Raw genomic sequence first — 20,554 nt, forward strand, 5'->3', positions numbered from 1 at the left:
CGCTGCGCGTCAGCCCCGCCTGGATAGCACGAGGTGATGGAGCCGAGGGAAATGACAGGTCGCGAGGCAGGACAGCGCTGTCACGCATAACAATGACTTAAAGCGCCTCGCATGAATCCATTCAGCCGCGACGCGCTTTCGACTGCACTCGATCGTTTTGCTCAGCCAGGTCGTGCTGCACGCACCCAATCGAGTCGTGCGGCGGGGACAAGGCCGTAATTGTAAAAATTGATACCGTCGACGTCCGGCGCCAGCGCTGGCTTCACCTTGGCGGCGAGAATTTCAGGGCCTGCCATTTCCGGATAAAAGAGCCGGTAGCCGGCGCCGAGGAATTTCTCTGCCCCGAGCGCGGTGCGGCCAGCCGCCATCAGGCTCGTCACGTCGCCGGCCTGCATGTCGTAGGCACAAAGGATCGCCCCGTCGCAGACCTTGCCGAGCGCTGCCAGATCGCAGCCGCCGAGCCAGCCGTCTCGCAGGTCGATGACGAGGACACGGGTCCCCGGATCGGCAACCTCGCGCAGTTCGGCGACAAGACTGGTCACCGGCTCGAACCGCCACAACAGATAGGCGTGGAGTTGCGGCCAGCGCAAAAAGGTGTCGAGGCCACTTGCGGGAAATTCTGGAAAGCGCCGTTCAGGCACCGCGCGCTCACACGCCTCGGCAATCCACTGCTTGACGAGGTCACGCGCTGCCTGGCCTTCAATGCCGGCACAAGCGGCGCGGGCGAGGCAGGACGGACAGAAGCACAGCGACAGAAGAAAGTCGTCTTCCGGCGTCAGCCCGACACCATCCTTCTCATGATGGTATTCATGGGCAAAGCCCATGAAGGACGGGCTTTCAAGTTCGATTCTGTCCGGCTTGTAAGTGTGCGTAACGTCGGCGACGAGCGCGCGGACATAAGCGCGCGCATCCGGATGCGACGGGCACAGATTGTAATAATTGGGATCGCCAAAGGCGTTGCGGGTGACGGCCTGCGGATAAAGCATGCCGAGGCGGGTATTGTGCAGGCAGACCGTCCAGCACGACACCTGGAGGCCGCCTGCCTCGCGCCGTTGGATAAGTTCGGCCAGAACGTCGCCACCTTCCGTGATCACGTCGGCCACCTTGGGCTGGATCACGAGATCGGCCCATCGGACGGCGGTTGGCTTGAAGTAGATCGTGCCGTCCTCCGGGAAATAGGCTTTGCGGCGCGGGCTGCGCGGCTGCAGGAAGCGACCGGCATGATAGGAGGTCGCGAGACTGATCATGTTGAGCCCGGCGCGCTCGACGAGATCGCGTTCGACGGCTTCCAAGCCCAGATCCTGGACATCCCAGGGGTAGGTCCACATCGAATGCTGCATGAAATATCCTCAGTTTCCTGCAATGCCGCGTGAGCAACGCCAGTTGGTTCCCTGTCAGCCTTCCACCGGTTCGGCGACCTGCAAAAGGCAATCTCCTGCCTCGCACATCGTGTGCAGCCGGCGCGAAAGTACGATACCGCCTTCGGCGAAATGCAGGGCTTCCTCGGCAAGATCGAGCCGTTCGAGGTCGTGATACCAGCCGGCCAATTGTCCGGCGCTCACGCCGTCGCCGAGCCTGACGGCGGGTTCGAACCAGCCGCGGCGGGTGGCGTAGAGGCCCTGACCGTGCCGGGAAAGCGCGAGCAATCGCGTCGGCGCTGAAGGCTTTAACTCCGGCGAAAGGACAGGCGCCTCGACCACGCCAACGGCGACCATCAGATTGTCGATCGCGCGAGCGGTAATCGCCATCGTATCGACTGTGGCGGTGCCGCCGCCGCCGAACTCGCCGCTGATGCCAATGGCACCGGCCCGGCGGGCTGCGCCCATCGAGGTCGGCGAGGCCTGACCATTGTCGGCCACGAAGCCATACGGCATGCCGAGCGTCCGCATCAGCTCCACCCCGCGCCTGTGGCGGTCGGGATCGGTATTGCGCTCGACGAGTGCTGTAGGCAGATGTTCCATCGAGGTGCCTCCCGAATGGATGTCAAAGACGATGTCGTGGCGAGGGAACAGTTCGGTCTCGAGGAAACTGGCGAGCCGGCTTGTCGGTGTGCCCAACGGATCGCCTGGAAAGGCTCGGTTGAGATTGCCGCCATCGAGCGGCGAACAGCGTTTGGCGGCCATGACCGCCGGTGCGTTCGCCATCGGCAGGATGGTGACGCGGCCCTTGATCTGCTTGGGATCGAGCCGGCGGATCAGCTTTGCCAGAGACAGCTCGCCCTCATATTCGTCACCGTGATTGCCGGCCATCAGAAGCAGCGACGGCCCCTCACCGTTGCGTATGAGGCAGATCGGGACCTTGACCTGGAAATAGGGCGAACGGTCTATCGAGAAGGGCAAACTGAGATGGCCTGATGTCTTGCCGTCCCGGTCGAAATCGAGCGTATGGGTGAGGCCGGTGTGCATGTCGGAGACTCAGATGGCGGCGATCGCCGTGACCTCAATGCGGAGGTCGGGATCGGCGAGACGCGCCTCGACGCAGGCCCGCGCCGGCAGGCGTTGGGGATCCACCCAGGCATCGTAGATGCTGTTCATGGCGTCGAAGTCGCCGATCTGCGGCAGGAAGATATTGACCGCGACAAGCTTCGACTTGCTGCTGCCGGCCTCGACCAAAAGCGCCTCGATCTTTGAGAGCACATCGCTGGTCTGGCCTTCGATGCCGGCCTTGCGATTGTCGGCGACCTGGCCTGCAATGTGGACGAGGCCACCATAGACGACCGCCTGCGACATGCGGGAGCCGGACTGGAAATACTTGATCATATTGGATCCTTTCGAGGTTCTCTTGGGGCCGCCGCAAGATCCGGTCAGCCGAAGTAGGTGGGAAAGGCGTGGCGGACATGCCCGGCCGCGTCGACGCCGAAGATCATGCGATGGCGATCGAGGCAGGTGCAGGGATGCGAGATGCCGAACTCAATGATGTCGCCAACCGCAATGTCGTCGCTCGGTGCGATTGTCAGGAAGGCGTGCTGGTCGTTCAGCTTGAAGACCTCGGCGCGAGCTTCCGCCAGCGGCTTGCCGGTCCGGAAGACCGCGAGCACCACCGGAAAGCCCTGATCGAACGACACGTCGCGCATGCCCATGCCGCAGATCGCCAGGCCGGACTCCGGCCGCGACAGCACCTCGGCCCACAGGCGCAAAGCCGGACGAAAGGAATTTCGTGCGGAAACGCTGACGCCGCCGACCGCAAAGCCGTTGCGGGCGTCGAGTGCGCCAAGCGAGCGATCATAGACACCATGGTCGTGGAAGAAGATGGCGCCGCTGCGCAATACCAGCGTCGCATTGCCGTCCCCGGAAACGGCGGGCGAAAGCGCGGCGACCACTTTGTCGAAGAACACCGAGCCGCCGGCCGTGACGATAAGCGGCACGTCGCCGCCGACGCGGGCGCGCAGCCGCAGGAACATGTCGGCGGTCATCGCCAGCAGAGCCGAGATCACCTCCTCGGTGCGGCCGGGGTCGGGTTGCGCCGCGGCACCTTCGTAGGTCGCAACGCCGGCAATCAGCAGCCGTCCGCCGGCTGCAGCAACTGCATCGGCGATCGCCTCGGCTTCGCCAGTGGTCCGCGCGCCTGCCCTGCCAGCACCGAGTTCGACGAGCACGCGCAACGGCGGCAGCATTGCATTGTCCCGCCAGGCTTCGGCGAGCGCATGCACGGCGGCGACAGAGTCGGCGAAGACGAAGAGCTCGACGCCTGGCCAAACGCCGACCAGCGCCGCGAGCCGGTTCGCACCGCCTGATCCACCAACCTCGTTGGCGACGATCAGCCGTGTGAGGCCGGCCTTGAGCATCACCGCGGCTTGCCTGATATCGGCGACGGTCGTGCCCCATGCTCCGGCCTCTACCAAAGATCGGGCAAGGTCCGGCGCCATCGGGGTCTTGGCATGCGGCGCGATCATGGCGCCCTGTTCGCGCGCGTAGCGCAGGAACAGGTCACGATTGGCGATGAAGGCCTCCTCATCGAGGGTCAGCACCGGCAACGACATGCGCCCGGCAGCCGGATGCCAGCGCTCAGACGCGACAAGGCTGCTGTCCAGCCCGAAGGTGCCGGGCGGCACGCCGCGGATGCGGTCGTCGAGCAGGAAATTTTCACGGGTCGCGAGCGCCGGCATGGGTGAGTTTTCGGTCATCCGATGCTAGTCCTTTCGCCTTCGCAGGATGAAGCCCGGATCGATTTTCCGAAGCCGGCCACAGCATGAGAGAGATGCGTGTCAAAGCCTTACTCCGGACCGATCATCGATGCCCACCATCATCTTTGGGATCTCGGCCTCGGCCGCCATCCGTGGCTCGCCACAACGGCTGGCGAGCGCGGCCTGGGCGAGCTTGGCAAGTTGCGGCGAAACTATCTTCCTGAGGATTATTTGCGCGACGCCAGCCGGCACAATATCGTCGCCACCGTCCATGTCGAAGCCGGTTGGGCCGGGGACGACTGCGTCGGCGAAACGCGGTGGCTTGAAACGCTCGGCAAGTCGCAGGGCGTGGCGGCCCGCTACGTCGTTCACGTTCCGCTGGCGAACCGCCAAGCCCCGGCGCTGGTCGAGGCGCAGGCGGCGTTCGACCGTGTCGTCGGCGTGCGTGACATACTGAGCTGGGATCCAGATCCTGCCCGCCGTTTCGCGGCCCGTGACGGCATCATGAACGATCCGGCCTGGCGCGCCGGCCTGGCCCTGCTTGCCGGCCATCGGCTGGTCTTCGATCTCATGGTGTTTCCGCGCCAGCTCGCTGGTGCCGCGCGCCTCGCAGCGGCCTATCCGAACCAGCTCTTTGTCCTCAACCACTGCGGCAGCCCGATCGACCGTGACGCCGACGGTATGCGGGCGTGGCGCGAAGCGCTTCGGCTTTTGTCGGAGCGCGACAACGTCGCCATCAAGATATCCGATCTGGTCGCCTACGATCATGATTGGACGCTCGACAGCCTGAGGCCGGTTGTCATGCATAGCATCGACTGCTTCGGCACGCATCGCGCGATGTTCGGCAGTGACTTCCCGGTGGCCGGTCTGCACGCGTCGTTCGATGATGTATATGACAGCTTCAAGGCCATTGCCGGGGAGCTTTCCGAAGACGAGCAGACAGCGTTGTTCTTCGGCAATGCGAGGCGCATCTACCGGTTGGACGATATGTCATCGGCGGGCCTGCTCCCGGCCTGAGAGAAGCAGCAGCCCCAGGATCAGCGAACCGAACAGGATGCTGCGCCAGCCGGGCGATGCGTTGACGACGGTGATCAGAGCCGTGATCGTGACCAGCAGGACGGCGCCGGGGATGGTGCCGGCATAGGTGCCGAGCCCGCCGAGGATCGAGGTGCCACCGAGCACGACGGCTGCAATCGAGGCGAGCAGATAGGGATCGCCGATCCCGACATAGCCTTGTCCGTTCATGCCGAGCACCAGCACGCCTGCAAGGCCGGACGTGAACCCGCTGATGCCGTAGACCGCCAGGGTGGTCGAAGCGATGGGAACGCCGGAGAGCCTCGCGGCGAGCGGGTTCGCGCCCATCGCGAAGAGCCGGGCGCCGAAGGATGTTGCATGCATTGCGGCCAGAACGATCACGGAGACGGTCACCCACAAAAGCACGCCAGCGGGTATACCGGCCGGCCGCGCATTGCCGAGCCAGCGCACCAGCGGGTTTTCGGCGGTCACGGCACTGCCGCCGGCGATGATGATCAGCAGGCCCTGCAGGAATGTCGCCATGGCCAGGGTCATGATCATCGGATGAACGCGCAACAGCGCGACGCCCAGCCCGTTCACCAGACCGATTGTCGTCGTCAGCGCAAGGACGGCAAGGACGGCGGTGAGCCCGGTCGGATCCGCCTGCCACGACAGCAGCGGCAGGCTGACGGCGCTCACCGTGACGATCGCCGCGACGGAAAGGTCGATGCCGCCGGCGATGACCACAAAGGTCTGCCCCGCTGCGACCAGGCCAATGACCGCGGCCAGTTCGACCAGATAGCGCAAATGGCCATAGGCGCCGAAGCCGCGCGAGACGAAGCTCGCCGCGATCCACACCGCGGCGACGATGGCAAGGGTGAGAAACGGCCGGCTGCGCAGGATCGTCATGGCGCGCCTGCCGCTCACGGTCTCTTTCCATGCTGTCATTGCTGCACCTTGCGGAATTGCGGGATAGCGACCGCCCCGATGATGATGAGGCCCTGGGCGACATATTGGGCGACCGGCGTGAAGCCGAGGAAGAACATGACACTGATCATCAGGCTGAGCAGCAGGCTACCGGCAAGCGCGCCGCGCATCGTGCCTTGACCGCCGAGGAAGCCGATGCCGCCGAGCACGGCGGCGGCGATGGAATTCAGCGTGAAGGCCGTGCCGATGACCGGATCGCCCGAACCTGTTTGCGCGGCGACGAACAGGCCGGCGCCTGTACAAAGCAGACCGCTGATCGCGTAAGCCGCTACCCGCGCACCATCGACCGGCACGCCGGAGCGATAGGCGCCGACCGGATTCTCGCCGGCGGCATAAAGGCTCAAGCCAAGCGGTGTGGCGAGATAGAGTTTCCATAGAAGGACGATGAGCACCAGCAGCACGAAGGCCGCGGGCGTGTTGCCGGCAAGCAGTTCCGACAGCCACTCCGGAATGGCGCCGCCGGGTCGCGGCAGGATGAGCAGCGCAGCACCGCCGATGACGAAGGAACCGGCGAGCGTCACCACGATAGAGGGCAAGCGAAGTTTTACGACGATCAACCCGGTCGCGCCACCGATGCCGATGCCGGCCAGCGCCACCGCAACGGCACCGCCGGCTACGCCAAGCGGCCCAGTCATCGTGGTCGCGGCGATTACCGCGCCGAGGCTGACCATTGCGCCGATGGCCAGGCTGATGCCGCCGGTAAGCATCAGGATCGCCTGGGCCATGGCGACCAGCGCCAGCGGAAACCAGCTCTGGGTGAATTTGGCGAAGCCGGAAGCGGTCAACAGGCCGGGAAACAGGAAGCCGTAGGCGACGAGGAACGCCATGACCACGGCGAACAGGCCGCGCACACCGACATTGCGGCGCAGCTGAACCGGCCAGTAGAGAGCGCCGGCTTGCCTTGAGGAGGCCACCGTGCTCATGCCGCCACCTTCCGCTGTTCGGCGCCCATCGCGGCGGAAACGATCGCTTCCTCGCTCAATTCGCCGCGCTCGAGCACGGCAACGATGTGGCCTTCCCGGACTACCGCGACGCGGTCGCAAAGGTGCACCAGTTCGGGTGTGTCGGAGCTGAGCAGCACGACCGCCTTGCCGGCGGCGGCGAAGTTGCGAAGCATCAGGTAGATTTCGCGCTTGGTCTCGACATCGACGCCACGCGTCGGGTCGTTGAGGAGAAGCGCAAGCGGGTGGTGCGGCATCCATTTCGCCAGCGCCACCTTCTGTTGGTTGCCGCCCGAGAGGGCCTGCGCCGGCCGGTCGAGGTCGCCCTTGATGCCCAGCTGGGCAGCGAGACCTCTTGCCGTCTCGCGCTCGGCACGGCGGCTGCGCAGCTTCAGCGCCGGCAGTCTTGCGAAAGCGGGCAGCATCAGGTTGGTGACAATGGAATGGATCAGGTGCAGGCCTTCGCGCTTGCGGTCGGCCGGGACATAGGCGAGGCCACGCGCGTTGGCTTTCGGCACACCGCTGGGCAGACCCGAAGCACCGTTGATGGTCGCGGATGCCGTCCTGGCCGGAATGGCGCCGTAAAGGCCAAGCAGCAAATCCTCCTGCCCTTGCCCGACCAGGCCTCCAATGCCGAGCACCTCGCCCGTCCTGACGTCGAGATCGACGTCGCGCATCAGGCCGGCCGAAAAATTGCGAACCGAGATGGCGTTGGCAGCCGATGACGAAGCCTGCCACTGTGGAAAAAGGTCGCCGGGGTCGCGGCCGACCATCAGCCGTATCAGCCCGCCGGCGTCGGTTCCTTCCAGGCTGCGATCCGCCGTGCAGGTGCCGTCCTTCAGGACGGTGACATGCTGGCACAGTGCCATGACTTCGTTCAGCCGGTGCGAAATGTAGAGAATAGCGATACCCTCGCCACGCAGCCTCTCCAGCAAGTCCGTCAGGACTTTCGTTTCGGTTGCCGAAAGCGACGAAGTGGGTTCGTCGAGAATGAGAACGCGCGGCCGGCGGTAAAGCGCCTTGGCTATCTCCACCATCTGCCGGCGGCCAAGCGACAAATGTCCGACTGGTATCGAGAGCGGTTCGTGAAGCCCGACAAGATCGCATGCTGCCCTGGCCCGCACGGCGAGTTCGCGATAGTCGAGCAAACCGAACCGGCGCGGATAGGCGCCAAGGCCGATGTTCTCGGCGATGGAGAGGCTGGCCGTCAGGCTGAGTTCCTGCTGGACGACGGCGATCCCGGCCTGTTGGGCATAGGCGGGGGTCATGCGCGACACTGGGCGCCCATCGACCTCGATCGCCCCGCCGTCCGGGCGCAAGGCACCGGACAACAGGTTGATCAGCGTCGACTTTCCGGCGCCGTTCTCGCCGAGCAGCGCATGCACGCGGCCTGGCTGGAGAGCGATGGAAACGTCGCGCAGGACAGGGTTGCCGAAGAAGGATTTCGACACCCCCCGCGCGGCAAGAAGCGGAGCCGTGGCCACCAATTTCTGCGACCTTCCAGGCTTATTGTTCAGCCAGCAGCTTCTTGAACAATTCCTCGTCGTAGGGCGAATAGATGTAGCCGTCAGCCGGAAAATCGGCCGCCCGGGCGAGGTACTGATCGATGTTGGAATTGTCGATCACCGGCAGCGGGATCTTGACGAAAGCCGGCACATCCTTGCCCTCCAGCGCCTGGACGGCGGTGTAGGTGGCAAAGGCGCCGAGCCAGTTCGGCTGCATGGTCGCCCAGCTCTTGAGGCCCTTTTCCTTCCAGAGTTCGAGGAACTGACGGGCGTTCTCGCCGGTGATCGGCACTTGTTCGCGGCCCTGCTTGTCGAGGGCGAGTACCGCGCCCGCAGACAAGGCGCCGCCGAGCGACAGAATTCCATCGATCTCGGAATTGGCGAACAGCAGGCTGGTGACGGCTTCCTGTGCAGGCGCGACATTGTAGGGTGTGTTGGTCTCGGCAAGGACCGTCACCTCAGGATGGCCCTTGAGCGCCGCGTCAGCGCCTTTGCGCCGATCGTCGCTGACCGAAACGCCGGCCGGGCCGTTGAGGACCAGAATCTTGCCCTTGCCACCGATGGCGTCGATCAGGAACCTGGCCGCCTGATCGCCCCACTGCGCGGAATCGGTGTTGACCTTGGCTGTGACCTGGTCGGTGTCGACGAGGCTGTCGAAGTTGATGATGGCGATGCCCTTGGCACAGGCGTCCGCCAGCACACGCGCCGGCGCGGTCGACGAGCCGGCAATCAGGATGATGGCGTCGACGTCGGAATCGATCATCGACTGGATCTGCTGGATCTGGACGTTGGCGTCGCCCTGGGCGTCGGTCACGACAAGCTTGTCGACCAGCCCCTGCTTCTCCAGCGTCTCGACTTCCGCTTCGATCGTGCCCTGTGTCTGTTTCATCCAGGTTGGCACGGAATAGATGTTGGCCCAGCCGATCGTGTACGGCGCCTTGCGGTCGCCCTTGATGCATTTGGCGGCGGCATTGGCCTGCGAACCGGCGCCGAAGCTCAGCAGGAGACCGAGGCAAAGGGCACTGGCGGATGCGAAAAACGATGATTTCGTCATGATTGTTCCCTTCTGAGGTTATGCCGGACGTGCGGGATCGGGACGAGAAAACCCGCCGGTTTGCCGCATCCGGAAACCGCCCGTTTTCTCGTCAGAACTGTCTGCGCCAGGCTCATTATTGTCTGATATTTCAGACAATGTGTCTGTATATCGGACAAATTGAATGCTAGACTGAGCCTTGACATCTTTCAAGCGTCTTGAGACGAGGGCCGAATTGATTTTTTTGGGGATGCGGCCGACATGAGCGATGGCGCCACCGGTCTGATCGAAACGGAAGCCGGCGCCGGGCCGCGCAATGGCGAACGCCGCCGCGGCATCGACCGCGTGATCGTGCTGCTGGAAGCGCTTTTGCGGCACCGCGCGCCGATGCGCGTCGGCGACATCGCCAAGATGATCGGCGCACCGCGTTCGACCACCTACGAAATCGTCAACAGCCTGCTCGAAGCCGAAATGCTCGAAAACGTCGGGACGGAAGGCTACGTTTATTTCGGTCGGGCCATGCATCTGTTCGGCTGGGCCTATTCGCATCACAACGCCCACTATCGGCGCATCATAGAGACGCTGGACAGGATGGCCGCGGAGACAGGCGAGACCGTGCAATTGTGCGGCCTGCGCGGGAACAAATATATCGTTCTCGATTGCCGGGATTCTTCCGGCCCGTTCCGGATTTCAAGCGATGTCGGGGTCGAGGTGCCGATCCCGTGGACGGCATCCGGGCGGCTCCTGCTCGGCCATATGAGCGAGCAAGAAGTGAAGGACTTCATCCCGCCTGGCGACTACAAGCTTCCCGACGGCCGCATCATTGCGCCGGCCGAATTCTTCAGCGATGTCGCTCTGGCCCGCCAGCAAGGTTTCAGCGAGACCACCGCCCTCGCCGACCGCTTCACGTGGTGCATGGCCGCGCCCATCCGCGATGGCCACGGCGCCGTCAGCAAGACTCTTTGCTTCGTATTGCCAGTCGACACACCGGAAGCGCGGCGCAGCGAATTGCTTGCCCTGCTGTGCGAACGCGCCCGCGGACTGTCGTTGGCGGGAAGCTGATGCATGTCGCCCAAAAAGCGTGCCCTCGAGCCTCACTCGAGGGTGCGCAGCGGTTTGGGATAACGACATGCATAAAGCAGGAACTTAACGCGTCTCGCGAATTGCTTTGACGCGACGCTTCCTGAAGAATTGCCCTGACGCCTTCGCCAATGGAGCGGAAAAAATGGCCGGGCTCGAATACGGCCCGGCCAAAAAGAAGGTTACAACCCTCAGGGGAACGCCGTCCAGCGGAATGGGAGGAAACGCCGAACGGTATTGGCCTGTTTGCGCCTGTTTGGACGCATTGGCGACGAACAAAATTCCAAAAGCCGCCGGGCCGACGAAAATTCCTGTTCTATGTGCTCTGACCTGTTCAGTCGGGTGACGTCCCTGTCCCAATCCTTGTCTCTAGCAGATCGGCATAGTGCCGGCGCGCCACGTCGGGATGCGAGCGTAGGCGACTTTTCAGCGCATTGGTGCCGACGTCGCGAAACAGCGGATTGTCCGGATCGCTCGCCGGTCCGCGCGCCTCGGCAGCCAGTTCTTCAGGCAGGGTCAGCAGCGGGATCGTCGCGTCGAGCCGGGCGCTGAAGAAGAACGGAACGGAAATCCGCTCGACACCGGCCGACGACGTCACGACACGGTGCACCGTTGCCCTGAGATAGCCGTTCGATGCCAGTTCGAGGAGCTCGCCGATGTTGACCACCAGCGTTCCGGGGATCGGATCCACATTCACCCAGCTTCCGTCATACTCGACCTGTAGCCCCTTGTTGTCGTCCTGAAGCAGGAGCGTCAGGAAACCGCCGTCCTTGTGTGCGCCGACGCCCTGGTCGCCGCCGGTTGTGTCGCGCCCGGGATAGCGCACGATCTTCATGCGATGGTTGGGCTCACCGCAATAGATTGGATCGAAAGCATCCTCGGCCTGGTCGAGCGACAGCGCGAAGGCCTTTAGCAGGCGGACTGCCACCGCCGTTGCCCTGGTCTGCCATGCCAGCAGTGCCGACTTGAGTTGCGGCAGGGCCGAAGGCCATTGGTTCGGCCCTTGCAGCCGCGTCCAGGCGGGGACGCTGGGTCCTTGCGGGACAGGTCGGCGCTCGACGCCGATGTCGAGTTGTTCACGCCAGTCGGCCTTGCCCCTGGTCAGCTCGCCACCGGTGCGCGTGTAGCCGCGGAATTGCGGGGACCTGACCATTTCGATGGCCAGCTTGTCGGCTTCCGGCAAGGTAAAGAACCGGCGCGAGGCGTCGAGCACCTCGTCGATCTCCACAGCCGAAATTCCGTGGCCGCTGAGATAGAAGAAGCCGACATCGCGGGCCGCCGTGCGCAGGTCGAACAGAAAGGTCCGACGCTCCGATGCTCCCTGCTCAAGACGGCTGAGATCGAGCACCGGTACAATCCTGGCCATGATCGACCTCCTCCTGCCTCAGGCTTGGTTCAGGCCTTTACGGTGACACGCAGGTCGTTGCGATCAAAGCAACGCTCGATCCAATCTCGAGGCCATTGGCGGAAAGTCAGCGCTGCGTTTGGCGGCCGGCAGGCAAATAACGTCCGAACGGCTGTTCCATGGCACACGCACGGCCAGGCGCTACAATGTCATTGCATTAAAAGTTCTGCGGTCTCAGGTTCGCCCTCTCTTCATGAATTCGGCTCGATTGCGAACGCTCAGATCACACGACACGGCGACGACGCGCCATAGCCGCTTTCAGCCATCAGCGCGCGTCTTGACAAAATATTTTGTCAAGACGAAAATGAGTATGCTTGAGCTTTGGCGGGCGGCCGAATCGGCTCGTAGTGGCGTCGTACCGCACCCGGCCCGACCGTGAGGACGCCAAACCCTGAAAGGAGTTCCCATGCCGATCAAGAAAGATGAAACCGGAAAGCGTTGGGTCGAGATGGAGTTCATCACGCCCGGCACACCCGAGCAGGTGTGGCGGGCCATTGCGACGGGTCCCGGCAACACTGCCTGGTTCACAAAAACCACGATCGACGAGCATGTCGGCGGCAGGCTTCATTTCGACTTCGGTCCCAATGGCGCGTCCACCGGCGAAGTGACAATTTGGGAGCCGCCGTTCCGTTTCGGCTATGTCGAACGCGAGTGGAGCGAAGGCGCGCCGCCTGTCGCAACGGAGATCACCGTGACCAGCCGGTCGGGTGATCGTTGCGTTGTCCGCATGGTCCATTCGCTGTTTGCCTCGACCGACGATTGGGATGATCAGTTGGAAGGGTTCGAGAGCGGTTGGCCCGGCTTTTTCGAGGTGCTGCGCATTTACCTTTCGCACTTCGCTGGCGAAAACGCCGCCAGCTTCAGCGTCATGGCCAGCACGAAGGCCGACCAGCTCTCGATTTGGAGGCAACTTACCGAGACGCTCGGACTGGCCGGCGCAAATGTCGGCGAGCAGCGGAATGGCCCGCAGCAGCCGGAGAGACTATCCGGCAAAGTCGAACGCGTGCGGCAGGACGACAAGCAGCGCTTCATCGCGCTGCGCCTGACTGCACCTGCTCCCGGCATTGCCCTGATCGGAACCTATGATATCGATGGCAGCGCAAACGCCAGCATGGCATTGTATCTTTATGGCGACGACGCCGAGCAGTGCGCCGCCGAGGGCGAGCCCAAGTGGCGGAACTGGTTTGGCGAAACTTTCAAGCATCCGGGCTGACGGATGCTTCTGGATCGGCCGGCCAGGAGGTCGGCCGCCCGGGCAGTTCCGATATCATGGCGCATATGGATAGGAGAGTGTGATGAAGGTCGCCAGGTGGGGCAACAGCCTCGCTATCCGTATTCCTGCAGTTGTGGTCGAGGTCCTCGAACTCGGGGAAGGCGATGAGATTGAGATCCACGTCGCCGATGCCCGACAACTCGGCGTCGCGCGCAAGCCTGCGCGCGAGGAATTACTGAAGCGGCTTCGCGCCTTCCGCGGCCGCCTTCCCGCCGATTTCAAGTTCGACCGGGACGAGGCGAATACCCCGCTTCTTCGACCGCGCAATTCGGCTGTCGGAACGATACAGCTGTGAAAGCGGCGCCCCGATCCGCTGACAGGACGCGTCAGTCGTGGAGTTCCCTCGAGATCGCCGGGCCGACTGAAAAATCGCTGAATGTGACTTCGAAACCTTCACGTTGCGGTGAACAGCACATCATGCCGACATCGACTGTTTTCGAGGGCGGGAAGTAGGCGAGCCGCACCGGCTTCCAGCGATGGTCGGAGGCATCGAGATACTGAACGCGGATTGTCTCGGCATGGCGGGTCAGCCGGATCCTGACGCCGTCCGGCGCGGCCGGGATGCTGACCAGCGACCAGTCGGAGGCATCATTGGTGACGACGACGGAAGAATAGGCGAGTCCGTCGGTGAACTCGATGCCGGCCTTGACCCAATGCGTCTCGCTCAGCCGGACCATCAGACCGGCCTGATCATAGAGCACCTTGTAGTCGCCCTTGACGGTGACCTCGGCGCTGAAATCGCCCTCGACCTGCCGGTAGAGGAAGTGGCCATTGTCACGCCAGAAGTCATAAAAAGTCTCGCGCCAGAAATCGGTCTCCTTGCCAGTTCGCACATGCACGGTGCTGTCGCCGAAGGCATGATGCGGTGGCGGGTTGAGCCAGGTCAGTTCCGCAGGCTGAGATGTCATCGACTTGTTCGCCTCGCCGGTTCGTGTTGCGTCATCCGCCTCTCATGCGACGAGGCGGATTTGTCTCTTTTACGCGCTCATTTCGGCGCTTGGTAAAGCTCGGACGCGGCCTCTCTCAGCGCGCGCCGGCTCTCCGGCCTGAAATACATCATGTGGCCGCCTTCCAGCAGCTCGAGGCGGATAGGCTTTGCGCCGGGAAGCGAAGGAATCTGGCCGACAAGGTAGCGTGACGCCAGATAGGGCGTCACCAGGTCGGTGTAGCCGTTGACGATCAAAACGCCGAGGCTGGGATTTAGCGCGCGCGCCTGCTGAAGGTCATCCATCACGCCGGTATAGCCCTGACGCGTCGGGCTCGTCCCGTAATCCCAATTTCCGCTGATTTCACGGTTGAGAAGCCGATAGCTTAGATCGGTGCGGAATTTCAATTCCTCTCTGATATAGCTGACAAAGGCGGAAGTCAGCGCCGGCACGCTTCGGTCGAGCACCGGATCAGGACCGCTGGGCCTTGGACTTTCCGGGGCAACGTCTGCCGTTTCGATCGAGCCGTCATAGACGCTGAGAACATTGCCCCTTGCCCGCGCAAACTCCTTGGCGAAGAGCGAGGTGGGAATGCGCGCAAAGTTTCGTTTCACGAGTTCGAGCGGCAGGCCGGTGATTTCGGCAACGCGCGGGCTCGCCAGACGCCCGCCCTGTTCGAGCCCGCTGGCAAGCGCGACGAGATAGTCGCCAAGCGCATAGCGTTCGACATCGGCCAACCGCTCCTGCAACTCGGAACCGGTGACGCTTTCGCTGCGCAGGCGCACCGCCGCCAGCGACGGCAGCTCAAGCGCCCAGTGAACCGGCTGGAACTCGTCGGGCCGCACCAGTGTGAATTCGAGCGCCGGCGAGATGAGCACGATGCCCCGAGGGCTGACGCCGATGTCTTCCTGAAGCGTCTTGGCGAGCAGTGCCGCCCGAAACCCGCCATAGCTTTCGCCGGCAAGAAACACCGGCGACGCTGTGCGGCCCGCTTGGGCCAGATAGAGCCGGATGAATGCGCCCATCGCGGCGGCGTCCTGGTTGACGCCCCAGAAGCTGCGTGCCTCGGTGCCGGATGCTTCGCGGCTGTAACCGGTTCCGACGGGATCGACAAAGACCAGGTCGGTCATGTCGAGCCAGGTGTTCGAGTTGTCCAAAAGCCGCTGCGGCGGTGGGAGAAAACTTCCATCGGCCGCTGTCGCCATCACCCGTGGACCAAGCGCGCCAAGATGCAGATAGGCGGAAGCCGCTCCGGGACCACCGTTGAATACGAAAGTGATCGGGCGGCGGGGATCAGGTTCCCGGCTTGGCTCGGGACGCAGCGTGTAGGCGACATGAAAGATTTCCGCGGTGACGTCGCCCTTGCCGGATAGCAACGACAGCGCGCCGGCCCTTGCCTGATAGTTGAGCGTGCGTCCCGCGATCACGATCGAATGATCTGAGACCTGGGGCGGCGGGAGCAGCGACAGAACGCCGCCCGAAGGCGACGGCCGCTCGGCCACTTGCGCATGGCCGTTTGGAAGGCCGCCAACCAGCAGCAGCATAGCAAGGGTGATTTCTAGGAGCTTGGTACGCATGGCGACTCCGCAGCGGAACGCTGCAAGCTACCACGCTGATGGCTCAGCCGAAATCACAGGACTGTGCACGCCCTCGCTGCTGGAAGGAGACCAAGGCTTTCAACGCACGATCTTCACGCACATCGGCGTGCCGATATCGATAAACCGCCCGGTGTCGGCCAGCCGACCCGTGGCCGCATGGCGTGCAAGAATCGAGATGCGGTCGGCGTTCTGGTTGGCCGAGAAGAGATGGCGACCTGAGGGCGTCAGTGCCAGGATTGCGCGGCGTAGCGCCCCCGCACGGCGCATGGTCGACCAGCGCAAGCGTGCCCGTCTGCTGGTCGACGGAAAACACCACGACACTGTCATGACCGCGGTTGGAGCCATAGAGGAAGCGGCCGTCGGGCGATATCTGGATGTCGGCGCAATGATTGCCGTCGCGCGCCCCAGCCGGCACGGCCGGCTTCGTGTCGATCTCGGTGAGCCTGCCTGACGCTTCGTCCAGCGCAAGCGAGACGACCGTCGAATCCAGTTCGTTCATAACGAACACGAAGCGCCCGTCCGGATGCAGCGCCACGTGACGTGGCCCAGCGCCGGGCGCAAGCGCCGACTCCGCCAGTCTGGTCAGGCCGCCGTCGTGCCCGATGCGGTACGAGACAAGCCGATCGATGCCGAGATCGGCGACCATCGCCACGCCACCGGCAATGGTCTCGGTGACGCTGTGGGCATGGGGACGTTCCTGACGAGCTGCGTCGGGACCAGTTCCGCTATGGGCGACGCTCGACAACGGCACGGTCAAGCCGCCATCGTCGCGCAGTCCGTAGACGACGAGCGAGCGATCGGGACCGCCTTCGCCCATGCCGTAATTGGCGACCAGGAGCTTCGTCCCGTCGCGCGTGACGGTGTTGTGCGCCGTGATGCTGCCAAGCGTCGGCTGCTTGTTGATGTAGGAAAGCGTGCCAGTTTGCCTGTCGAAGCGGTAGGCCGAGACCACACCTTCGCGCCAGGTGAACACTTCGGAGTTGGCATAGACATGGGAGCCGCCCGGCGTCACCGACAGGAAGGTCGGATTGTCGACGTCTCCCGTTTCGGCCAGTTTCCTCGTCTCCTGCGTCTCTTCGTCGAAACTGTAGACACCGAGCCCAACGCCGCGCGCGCCCTGAAAATAAGGCGCCTCGCGGTTGAGGCTGCCGACGAAGACCAGACAGGCGTCGTTCATCAAATCCTCCCCTGTTCCGCCGGCATCCAGCCGCAGCGGATCGCGGCAAATTTCGCTTGTTCACGCTTGAAACACAATCCCATATGTGAAAATGCTATTCACTAGAGAAGATCGACGCCGGGAACCGATCGTGCGATCCAATCTCGACACGAAACCCAATACAAGGAGATGGGGCTGATCCGCGCCAACTATGAAGTCTTCAAGGGTGAAGGAGAACTCGTGCTTTATTGCGAGCACCTGCAGACGGTGAAGTGCCGGATTCCGGCCGATTTCGCCGGCAAGACTGAGACATAGGCGATGGCTGTCATTGCCGAATTGCCGCTGACCGGGCTCGTCGTCGTCGACATGAGCCAGTTCCTGTCCGGGCCCTACTGTTCGCTGCGGCTGCTCGACCTCGGCGCCCGCGTCATCAAGATCGAGCGCCCCGATGGCGGTGACCTGTCGCGCCGGCTCTATCTCAGCGATACCGAGATCGACGGCGATTCCACCATTTTCCACGCCATCAACCGGGCCAAGGAAAGCTTTGCCATCGACCTTAAGGACGCGGCCGATCTTGCGGCGCTGCGCGGGCTGCTGGCCCAGGCCGATGTGCTGATCCAGAATTTTCGGCCCGGCGTCATCGAGCGCCTTGGCCTTGACTACGAGGCGGTGCGCAAGATCAATCCACGCCTGGTCTATGCCTCGATCAGCGGCTATGGCGAGGAGGGCCCCTGGGTCAAGCGTCCCGGGCAGGATCTGCTGGCGCAGGCGCGTTCCGGCGTGATGTGGCTGAACGGCGACGAGGACCAGGGTCCGGTGCCCTTCGGCCTGGCGATTGCCGACATGCTGGCCGGCGCCGCCGCCGCGCAAGGCATCCTTGCCGCACTGGTGCGGCGCGGCCTGACCGGCACCGGCAGTCATGTCGAGACCAGCCTGCTCGAAGCGCTGGTCGACTTCCAGTTCGAGGTGCTGACCACGCATCTCAACGACGGACGCCGCCTGCCACGGCGATCGGCGTTCCGCAGCGCCCATGCCTATCTGTCGGCGCCTTACGGCGTCTATCCGGCCAAGGACGGCTATCTGGCGATCGCGATGACGCCGATCCCGAAGCTGGCCGACCTTTTGGAACTCGAACAGCTTGCGCCCTTTCGCGATCAGCCGTCGACCTGGTTCACCGCCCGCGACGAGATCAAGGCGATCATTGCGCAAAAAATCGCGACGAAAACCGTCGACGAATGGCTTGCCATCCTCGAGCCGGCCGACATCTGGTGCGCCAGGGTGCTGACCTGGCCGGAAATGATGGCCAGCGAAGGTTTTCAGGTGCTCGACATGCTGCAGACCGTGACGCGCGAGGACGACGTCTCGATCCTCACCACGCGTTCGCCGCTGCGGGTCGATGGCGTCCGCGCCAAGGTCGAGCGGGCGGCGCCGCGCATCGGCGAGCACAGCGCAAAGATCCGCGAGGAGTTCGGGCTGTGAGCGACGTGACGCTCAAAGGCATGACCTGGAGCCATCCGCGCGGCTACGAGCCGATGGTCGCCTGTTCGGGACTGTGGAAGCAGGAGACCGGCGTCACTATTGAATGGGACAAGCGCTCGCTGCAGGATTTCGAATCGTTTCCAGTCGAGGACCTGGCCCGTGCCTACGATTTGATCGTCATCGATCATCCGCATGTCGGCCAGATCACCGCCGAGACTTGTCTGGCGCCGCTCGACGTTGTGGGGCGTGAAGCGGAACGCGCGGCACTGGCGGCAGGCAGCGTCGGCCAGTCCTATCCGAGCTACAACTGGCAAGGCCGGCAGTGGGCGTTTCCGATCGACACGGCCAGCCAGGTGCAGGCGTGGCGGCCGGACATGCTTTCCGCAGCGCCGGCGAACTGGTCCGAGGTGCTCGACCTGGCGCGGCAAGGCCGCGTGCTGCTGCCGCTCAGGCCGCCGCATTTGCTGATGGTGTTCTACACGCTTGCCGGCAATCTCGGCAGGCCCGCCGTCGAAGAGCCTGGCGACCACATAAACCCTGACATCGGCGGCCGCGTTTTCGAGATGATGCGCGAGATCGCGGCTCTCGTCGATCCGGCCTGCCTCGGCATGGACCCGATCGACGTCCTGGAGGAAATGGCCAACTCCGGCACGCGGATCGCCTGCGCGCCGCTGATCTACGGCTACGTTTCCTATGCCATCGCCGGATTCCGCAGCAGCCGCCTTGCCTTCGCCGACATTCCGCCTGCCGGCTACGCCGGTGTAGTCGGGTCGGCGCTCGGCGGAACCGGCATTGCCGTGTCGGCCTTTTCGAAGGCCACGCAAGAGGCCATCGACTTTGCCTACTGGATCGCCAGCGGCGAGGTGCAGCGCGGCCCCTATGCGTCGGCCGGCGGCCAGCCCGGCCATGCCGCAGCCTGGGACGATGCCGCCGTCAACGCAGCCGCCGGCAATTTCTACAAGGACACCCGCGCCACGCTCGAGAGGGCCTGGGTCAGGCCACGCCACGATGGCTACATGGCCTTCCAGCAGGCGGCCTCCGATCGCATCAATCTCGGCCTGACCGAAAGGCACGATGCCGGCCGCGTCGTCGCCGATCTCAATCGCCTGTTTGTGAAGAGTCTCCGGCACCCGGCGCTGAGATGAGGCAGAGTTCGCTAACTTCTCACAAACGCCAAAGCCGCTTCGCATTGGCGGAGAGCAGCTTTTGCCGTTCATCGATGCTTGCACCGCCGAGCAGTGCATGCGTCGCCGCAATCCAGGTCGCAAGCCCGCCGCCAAGCGTGCAGACCGGCCAGTCGCTGCCCCACACGACGCGGTCCCAGCCAAAGCATTCGATGGTGTGCTCGACATAGGAACGCAGCGTTTCGACAGCCCAGGATCCAGCGTCCGCATAGGCGACCACACCGGAAATTTTGCCGACGACGTTCGGGCGCCGCGCAATCTCCGCCATATGCTCGCGCCAGGGATGCTCACTGTTGCCCTTGATGTCGGGCACGCCGCAATGGTCGAGCACGAACTGCACGTCCGGCGCGAGGTCGGCAAGCGCAATCGCCTTGGGGATCTGATGCGGCAGGACGACGAGGTCGAAGGTCAGTTTGGTGCCGGCAAGCCGCTTGATGTTTTCGCGAAACAGCACGCCTTCCGAAAGCTCGTCCGGCACGACGTGGAGCACACGGCGAAAACCCCTGACGAAAGGATCGGCGCGCTGGCGCTCGAGATAGGCGGCAAAGCCCGGCTCTTCCGGACGGCAGGAGGCTATTGCCCCGCGCAGCAAGCTGTCCTTCTGGTGTGACAGCGCCTTTACGTGACTGGTCTCAGCCTCGATATCGGCTGAATCGACTTCGACCTCCATGTGCAACGCGCCCTCTATGCCGGCGCGGCGAGCCTGGACTGCATATTCGTCGTAGGGGAAATCGCGGTTTAGTGCCGGCACGCCGGAGAGCCAAGGATAGCGCAGCGCCGACTGGTCGATCAGATGCAGATGGGTATCGAAGATCATAACGGCGCGCTCCTCTGCATTTTCCCGATCAGG

Annotated in this window: 19 protein-coding genes and 1 pseudogene; 7 read left to right on the forward strand and 13 right to left on the reverse strand. The window is 63.7% G+C overall.

Translation table 11 applies throughout. The features are described 5' to 3' along the window. Positions 1–161 precede the first annotated feature (161 nt). Genes AC0L3D_RS09865 through AC0L3D_RS09880 form a run of 4 tightly spaced genes read right to left on the reverse strand, consistent with a single transcriptional unit; the run spans position 162 to position 4,123 of the window. The gene (locus AC0L3D_RS09865; RefSeq protein WP_473644048.1) at positions 162–1,340 is read right to left on the reverse strand and encodes a hypothetical protein; all 1,179 of its coding nucleotides are present in this window, start codon (positions 1,338–1,340) and stop codon (positions 162–164) included. 54 nt (positions 1,341–1,394) lie between these two features. After that, positions 1,395–2,405 (reverse strand): succinylglutamate desuccinylase/aspartoacylase family protein, encoded by a 1,011-nt coding sequence (locus tag AC0L3D_RS09870; protein ID WP_473644050.1) that lies wholly within the window; start codon positions 2,403–2,405, stop codon positions 1,395–1,397. 9 nt (positions 2,406–2,414) lie between these two features. Continuing rightward, complete coding sequence (locus tag AC0L3D_RS09875) at positions 2,415–2,759, reverse strand: RidA family protein (RefSeq protein WP_254019794.1); 345 nt, start codon at positions 2,757–2,759, stop codon at positions 2,415–2,417. 44 nt (positions 2,760–2,803) lie between these two features. Next, positions 2,804–4,123 carry an alanine racemase gene (locus tag AC0L3D_RS09880; RefSeq protein ID WP_473644051.1) on the reverse strand — a complete coding sequence of 440 codons (1,320 nt, stop codon included), beginning with the start codon at positions 4,121–4,123 and terminating at the stop codon, positions 2,804–2,806. Positions 4,124–4,201: 78 nt separating this feature from the next. Here AC0L3D_RS09880 and AC0L3D_RS09885 point away from each other — a divergent pair, with 78 nt between their 5' ends. Continuing rightward, positions 4,202–5,140 carry an amidohydrolase family protein gene (locus tag AC0L3D_RS09885; RefSeq protein WP_473644053.1) on the forward strand — a complete coding sequence of 313 codons (939 nt, stop codon included), beginning with the start codon at positions 4,202–4,204 and terminating at the stop codon, positions 5,138–5,140. Here AC0L3D_RS09885 and AC0L3D_RS09890 read toward each other — a convergent pair. Genes AC0L3D_RS09890 through AC0L3D_RS09905 form a run of 4 tightly spaced genes read right to left on the reverse strand, consistent with a single transcriptional unit; the run spans position 5,114 to position 9,624 of the window. Then, a complete protein-coding gene (locus AC0L3D_RS09890; RefSeq protein ID WP_473644055.1) occupies positions 5,114–6,085 on the reverse strand; it encodes an ABC transporter permease in 972 nt (323 codons plus the stop codon). The two genes, AC0L3D_RS09885 and AC0L3D_RS09890, sit on opposite strands and share 27 nt — an antisense overlap. After that, entirely contained in the window at positions 6,082–7,047 is a 966-nt protein-coding gene (locus tag AC0L3D_RS09895; protein WP_287226242.1) for an ABC transporter permease, read from the reverse strand. Before AC0L3D_RS09895 ends, AC0L3D_RS09890 begins: the two co-directional genes overlap by 4 nt. Next, on the reverse strand, positions 7,044–8,552 hold the full coding sequence (locus AC0L3D_RS09900; protein ID WP_473644057.1) for a sugar ABC transporter ATP-binding protein: 1,509 nt from the start codon (positions 8,550–8,552) through the stop codon (positions 7,044–7,046). The genes AC0L3D_RS09895 and AC0L3D_RS09900 overlap by 4 nt, the downstream gene beginning before the upstream one ends. A gap of 19 nt (positions 8,553–8,571) precedes the next feature. Beyond that, complete coding sequence (locus AC0L3D_RS09905) at positions 8,572–9,624, reverse strand: substrate-binding domain-containing protein (protein WP_473644059.1); 1,053 nt, start codon at positions 9,622–9,624, stop codon at positions 8,572–8,574. 240 nt (positions 9,625–9,864) lie between these two features. Between AC0L3D_RS09905 and AC0L3D_RS09910 the strand changes: the two genes are divergently transcribed. Then, a complete protein-coding gene (locus AC0L3D_RS09910; protein ID WP_473614925.1) occupies positions 9,865–10,665 on the forward strand; it encodes an IclR family transcriptional regulator in 801 nt (266 codons plus the stop codon). A 352-nt stretch (positions 10,666–11,017) separates the two neighbouring features. On the opposite strand, the gene AC0L3D_RS09915 is transcribed toward AC0L3D_RS09910, so the two are convergent. Continuing rightward, a complete protein-coding gene (locus AC0L3D_RS09915; protein ID WP_473644061.1) occupies positions 11,018–12,049 on the reverse strand; it encodes an isopenicillin N synthase family dioxygenase in 1,032 nt (343 codons plus the stop codon). A gap of 445 nt (positions 12,050–12,494) precedes the next feature. Here AC0L3D_RS09915 and AC0L3D_RS09920 point away from each other — a divergent pair, with 445 nt between their 5' ends. Beyond that, complete coding sequence (locus tag AC0L3D_RS09920; protein ID WP_473644063.1) at positions 12,495–13,301, forward strand: SRPBCC family protein; 807 nt, start codon at positions 12,495–12,497, stop codon at positions 13,299–13,301. Positions 13,302–13,383: 82 nt separating this feature from the next. Further along, positions 13,384–13,656 (forward strand): AbrB/MazE/SpoVT family DNA-binding domain-containing protein, encoded by a 273-nt coding sequence (locus tag AC0L3D_RS09925; protein WP_473524300.1) that lies wholly within the window; start codon positions 13,384–13,386, stop codon positions 13,654–13,656. Between the two features lie 31 nt (positions 13,657–13,687). Here the strand turns inward: AC0L3D_RS09925 and AC0L3D_RS09930 are convergent, their stop codons facing one another. From AC0L3D_RS09930 to AC0L3D_RS09940, 3 genes are all read right to left on the reverse strand, one after another. Further along, positions 13,688–14,269, reverse strand: a complete 582-nt coding sequence (locus AC0L3D_RS09930; protein WP_473644065.1) for a DUF1349 domain-containing protein — start codon at positions 14,267–14,269, stop codon at positions 13,688–13,690. Between the two features lie 77 nt (positions 14,270–14,346). Beyond that, entirely contained in the window at positions 14,347–15,864 is a 1,518-nt protein-coding gene (locus AC0L3D_RS09935; RefSeq protein ID WP_473644067.1) for a S10 family peptidase, read from the reverse strand. Positions 15,865–15,907: 43 nt separating this feature from the next. Next, positions 15,908–17,062: a lactonase family protein gene (locus tag AC0L3D_RS09940; RefSeq protein ID WP_473644069.1), complete on the reverse strand. Its 1,155-nt coding sequence runs from the start codon at positions 17,060–17,062 to the stop codon at positions 15,908–15,910. Between the two features lie 156 nt (positions 17,063–17,218). Between AC0L3D_RS09940 and AC0L3D_RS09945 the strand changes: the two are divergent. The 3 genes and pseudogenes from AC0L3D_RS09945 to AC0L3D_RS09955 all read left to right on the forward strand — a co-directional run. Then, positions 17,219–17,356, forward strand: a pseudogene (locus AC0L3D_RS09945) (amine oxidase); the annotation flags it as partial. 3 nt (positions 17,357–17,359) lie between these two features. Next, on the forward strand, positions 17,360–18,520 hold the full coding sequence (locus tag AC0L3D_RS09950) for a CaiB/BaiF CoA transferase family protein (RefSeq protein ID WP_473644071.1): 1,161 nt from the start codon (positions 17,360–17,362) through the stop codon (positions 18,518–18,520). Beyond that, positions 18,517–19,665, forward strand: coding sequence for an extracellular solute-binding protein (locus AC0L3D_RS09955; RefSeq protein ID WP_473644073.1), 1,149 nt, complete (start codon positions 18,517–18,519; stop codon positions 19,663–19,665). Before AC0L3D_RS09950 ends, AC0L3D_RS09955 begins: the two co-directional genes overlap by 4 nt. A gap of 19 nt (positions 19,666–19,684) precedes the next feature. On the opposite strand, the gene AC0L3D_RS09960 is transcribed toward AC0L3D_RS09955, so the two are convergent. After that, positions 19,685–20,521 (reverse strand): amidohydrolase family protein, encoded by an 837-nt coding sequence (locus tag AC0L3D_RS09960; protein ID WP_473644075.1) that lies wholly within the window; start codon positions 20,519–20,521, stop codon positions 19,685–19,687. Positions 20,522–20,554 lie beyond the last annotated feature (33 nt).

Source organism: Mesorhizobium sp. WSM4837 (assembly GCF_055811435.1).

Excerpts from the sequence above, each read along its gene's own strand:
- AC0L3D_RS09865 (WP_473644048.1), bottom strand. The coding sequence starts at position 1,340 with ATGCAGCATTCGATGTGGACCTACCCCTGGGATGTCCAGGATCTGGGC.
- AC0L3D_RS09870 (WP_473644050.1), bottom strand. The coding sequence starts at position 2,405 with ATGCACACCGGCCTCACCCATACGCTCGATTTCGACCGGGACGGCAAG.
- AC0L3D_RS09875 (WP_254019794.1), bottom strand. The coding sequence starts at position 2,759 with ATGATCAAGTATTTCCAGTCCGGCTCCCGCATGTCGCAGGCGGTCGTC.
- AC0L3D_RS09880 (WP_473644051.1), bottom strand. The coding sequence starts at position 4,123 with ATGACCGAAAACTCACCCATGCCGGCGCTCGCGACCCGTGAAAATTTC.
- AC0L3D_RS09890 (WP_473644055.1), bottom strand. The coding sequence starts at position 6,085 with ATGACAGCATGGAAAGAGACCGTGAGCGGCAGGCGCGCCATGACGATC.
- AC0L3D_RS09895 (WP_287226242.1), bottom strand. The coding sequence starts at position 7,047 with ATGAGCACGGTGGCCTCCTCAAGGCAAGCCGGCGCTCTCTACTGGCCG.
- AC0L3D_RS09905 (WP_473644059.1), bottom strand. The coding sequence starts at position 9,624 with ATGACGAAATCATCGTTTTTCGCATCCGCCAGTGCCCTTTGCCTCGGT.
- AC0L3D_RS09910 (WP_473614925.1), top strand. The coding sequence starts at position 9,865 with ATGAGCGATGGCGCCACCGGTCTGATCGAAACGGAAGCCGGCGCCGGG.
- AC0L3D_RS09915 (WP_473644061.1), bottom strand. The coding sequence starts at position 12,049 with ATGGCCAGGATTGTACCGGTGCTCGATCTCAGCCGTCTTGAGCAGGGA.
- AC0L3D_RS09920 (WP_473644063.1), top strand. The coding sequence starts at position 12,495 with ATGCCGATCAAGAAAGATGAAACCGGAAAGCGTTGGGTCGAGATGGAG.
- AC0L3D_RS09925 (WP_473524300.1), top strand. The coding sequence starts at position 13,384 with ATGAAGGTCGCCAGGTGGGGCAACAGCCTCGCTATCCGTATTCCTGCA.
- AC0L3D_RS09930 (WP_473644065.1), bottom strand. The coding sequence starts at position 14,269 with ATGACATCTCAGCCTGCGGAACTGACCTGGCTCAACCCGCCACCGCAT.
- AC0L3D_RS09935 (WP_473644067.1), bottom strand. The coding sequence starts at position 15,864 with ATGCGTACCAAGCTCCTAGAAATCACCCTTGCTATGCTGCTGCTGGTT.
- AC0L3D_RS09940 (WP_473644069.1), bottom strand. The coding sequence starts at position 17,062 with ATGAACGACGCCTGTCTGGTCTTCGTCGGCAGCCTCAACCGCGAGGCG.
- AC0L3D_RS09950 (WP_473644071.1), top strand. The coding sequence starts at position 17,360 with ATGGCTGTCATTGCCGAATTGCCGCTGACCGGGCTCGTCGTCGTCGAC.
- AC0L3D_RS09960 (WP_473644075.1), bottom strand. The coding sequence starts at position 20,521 with ATGATCTTCGATACCCATCTGCATCTGATCGACCAGTCGGCGCTGCGC.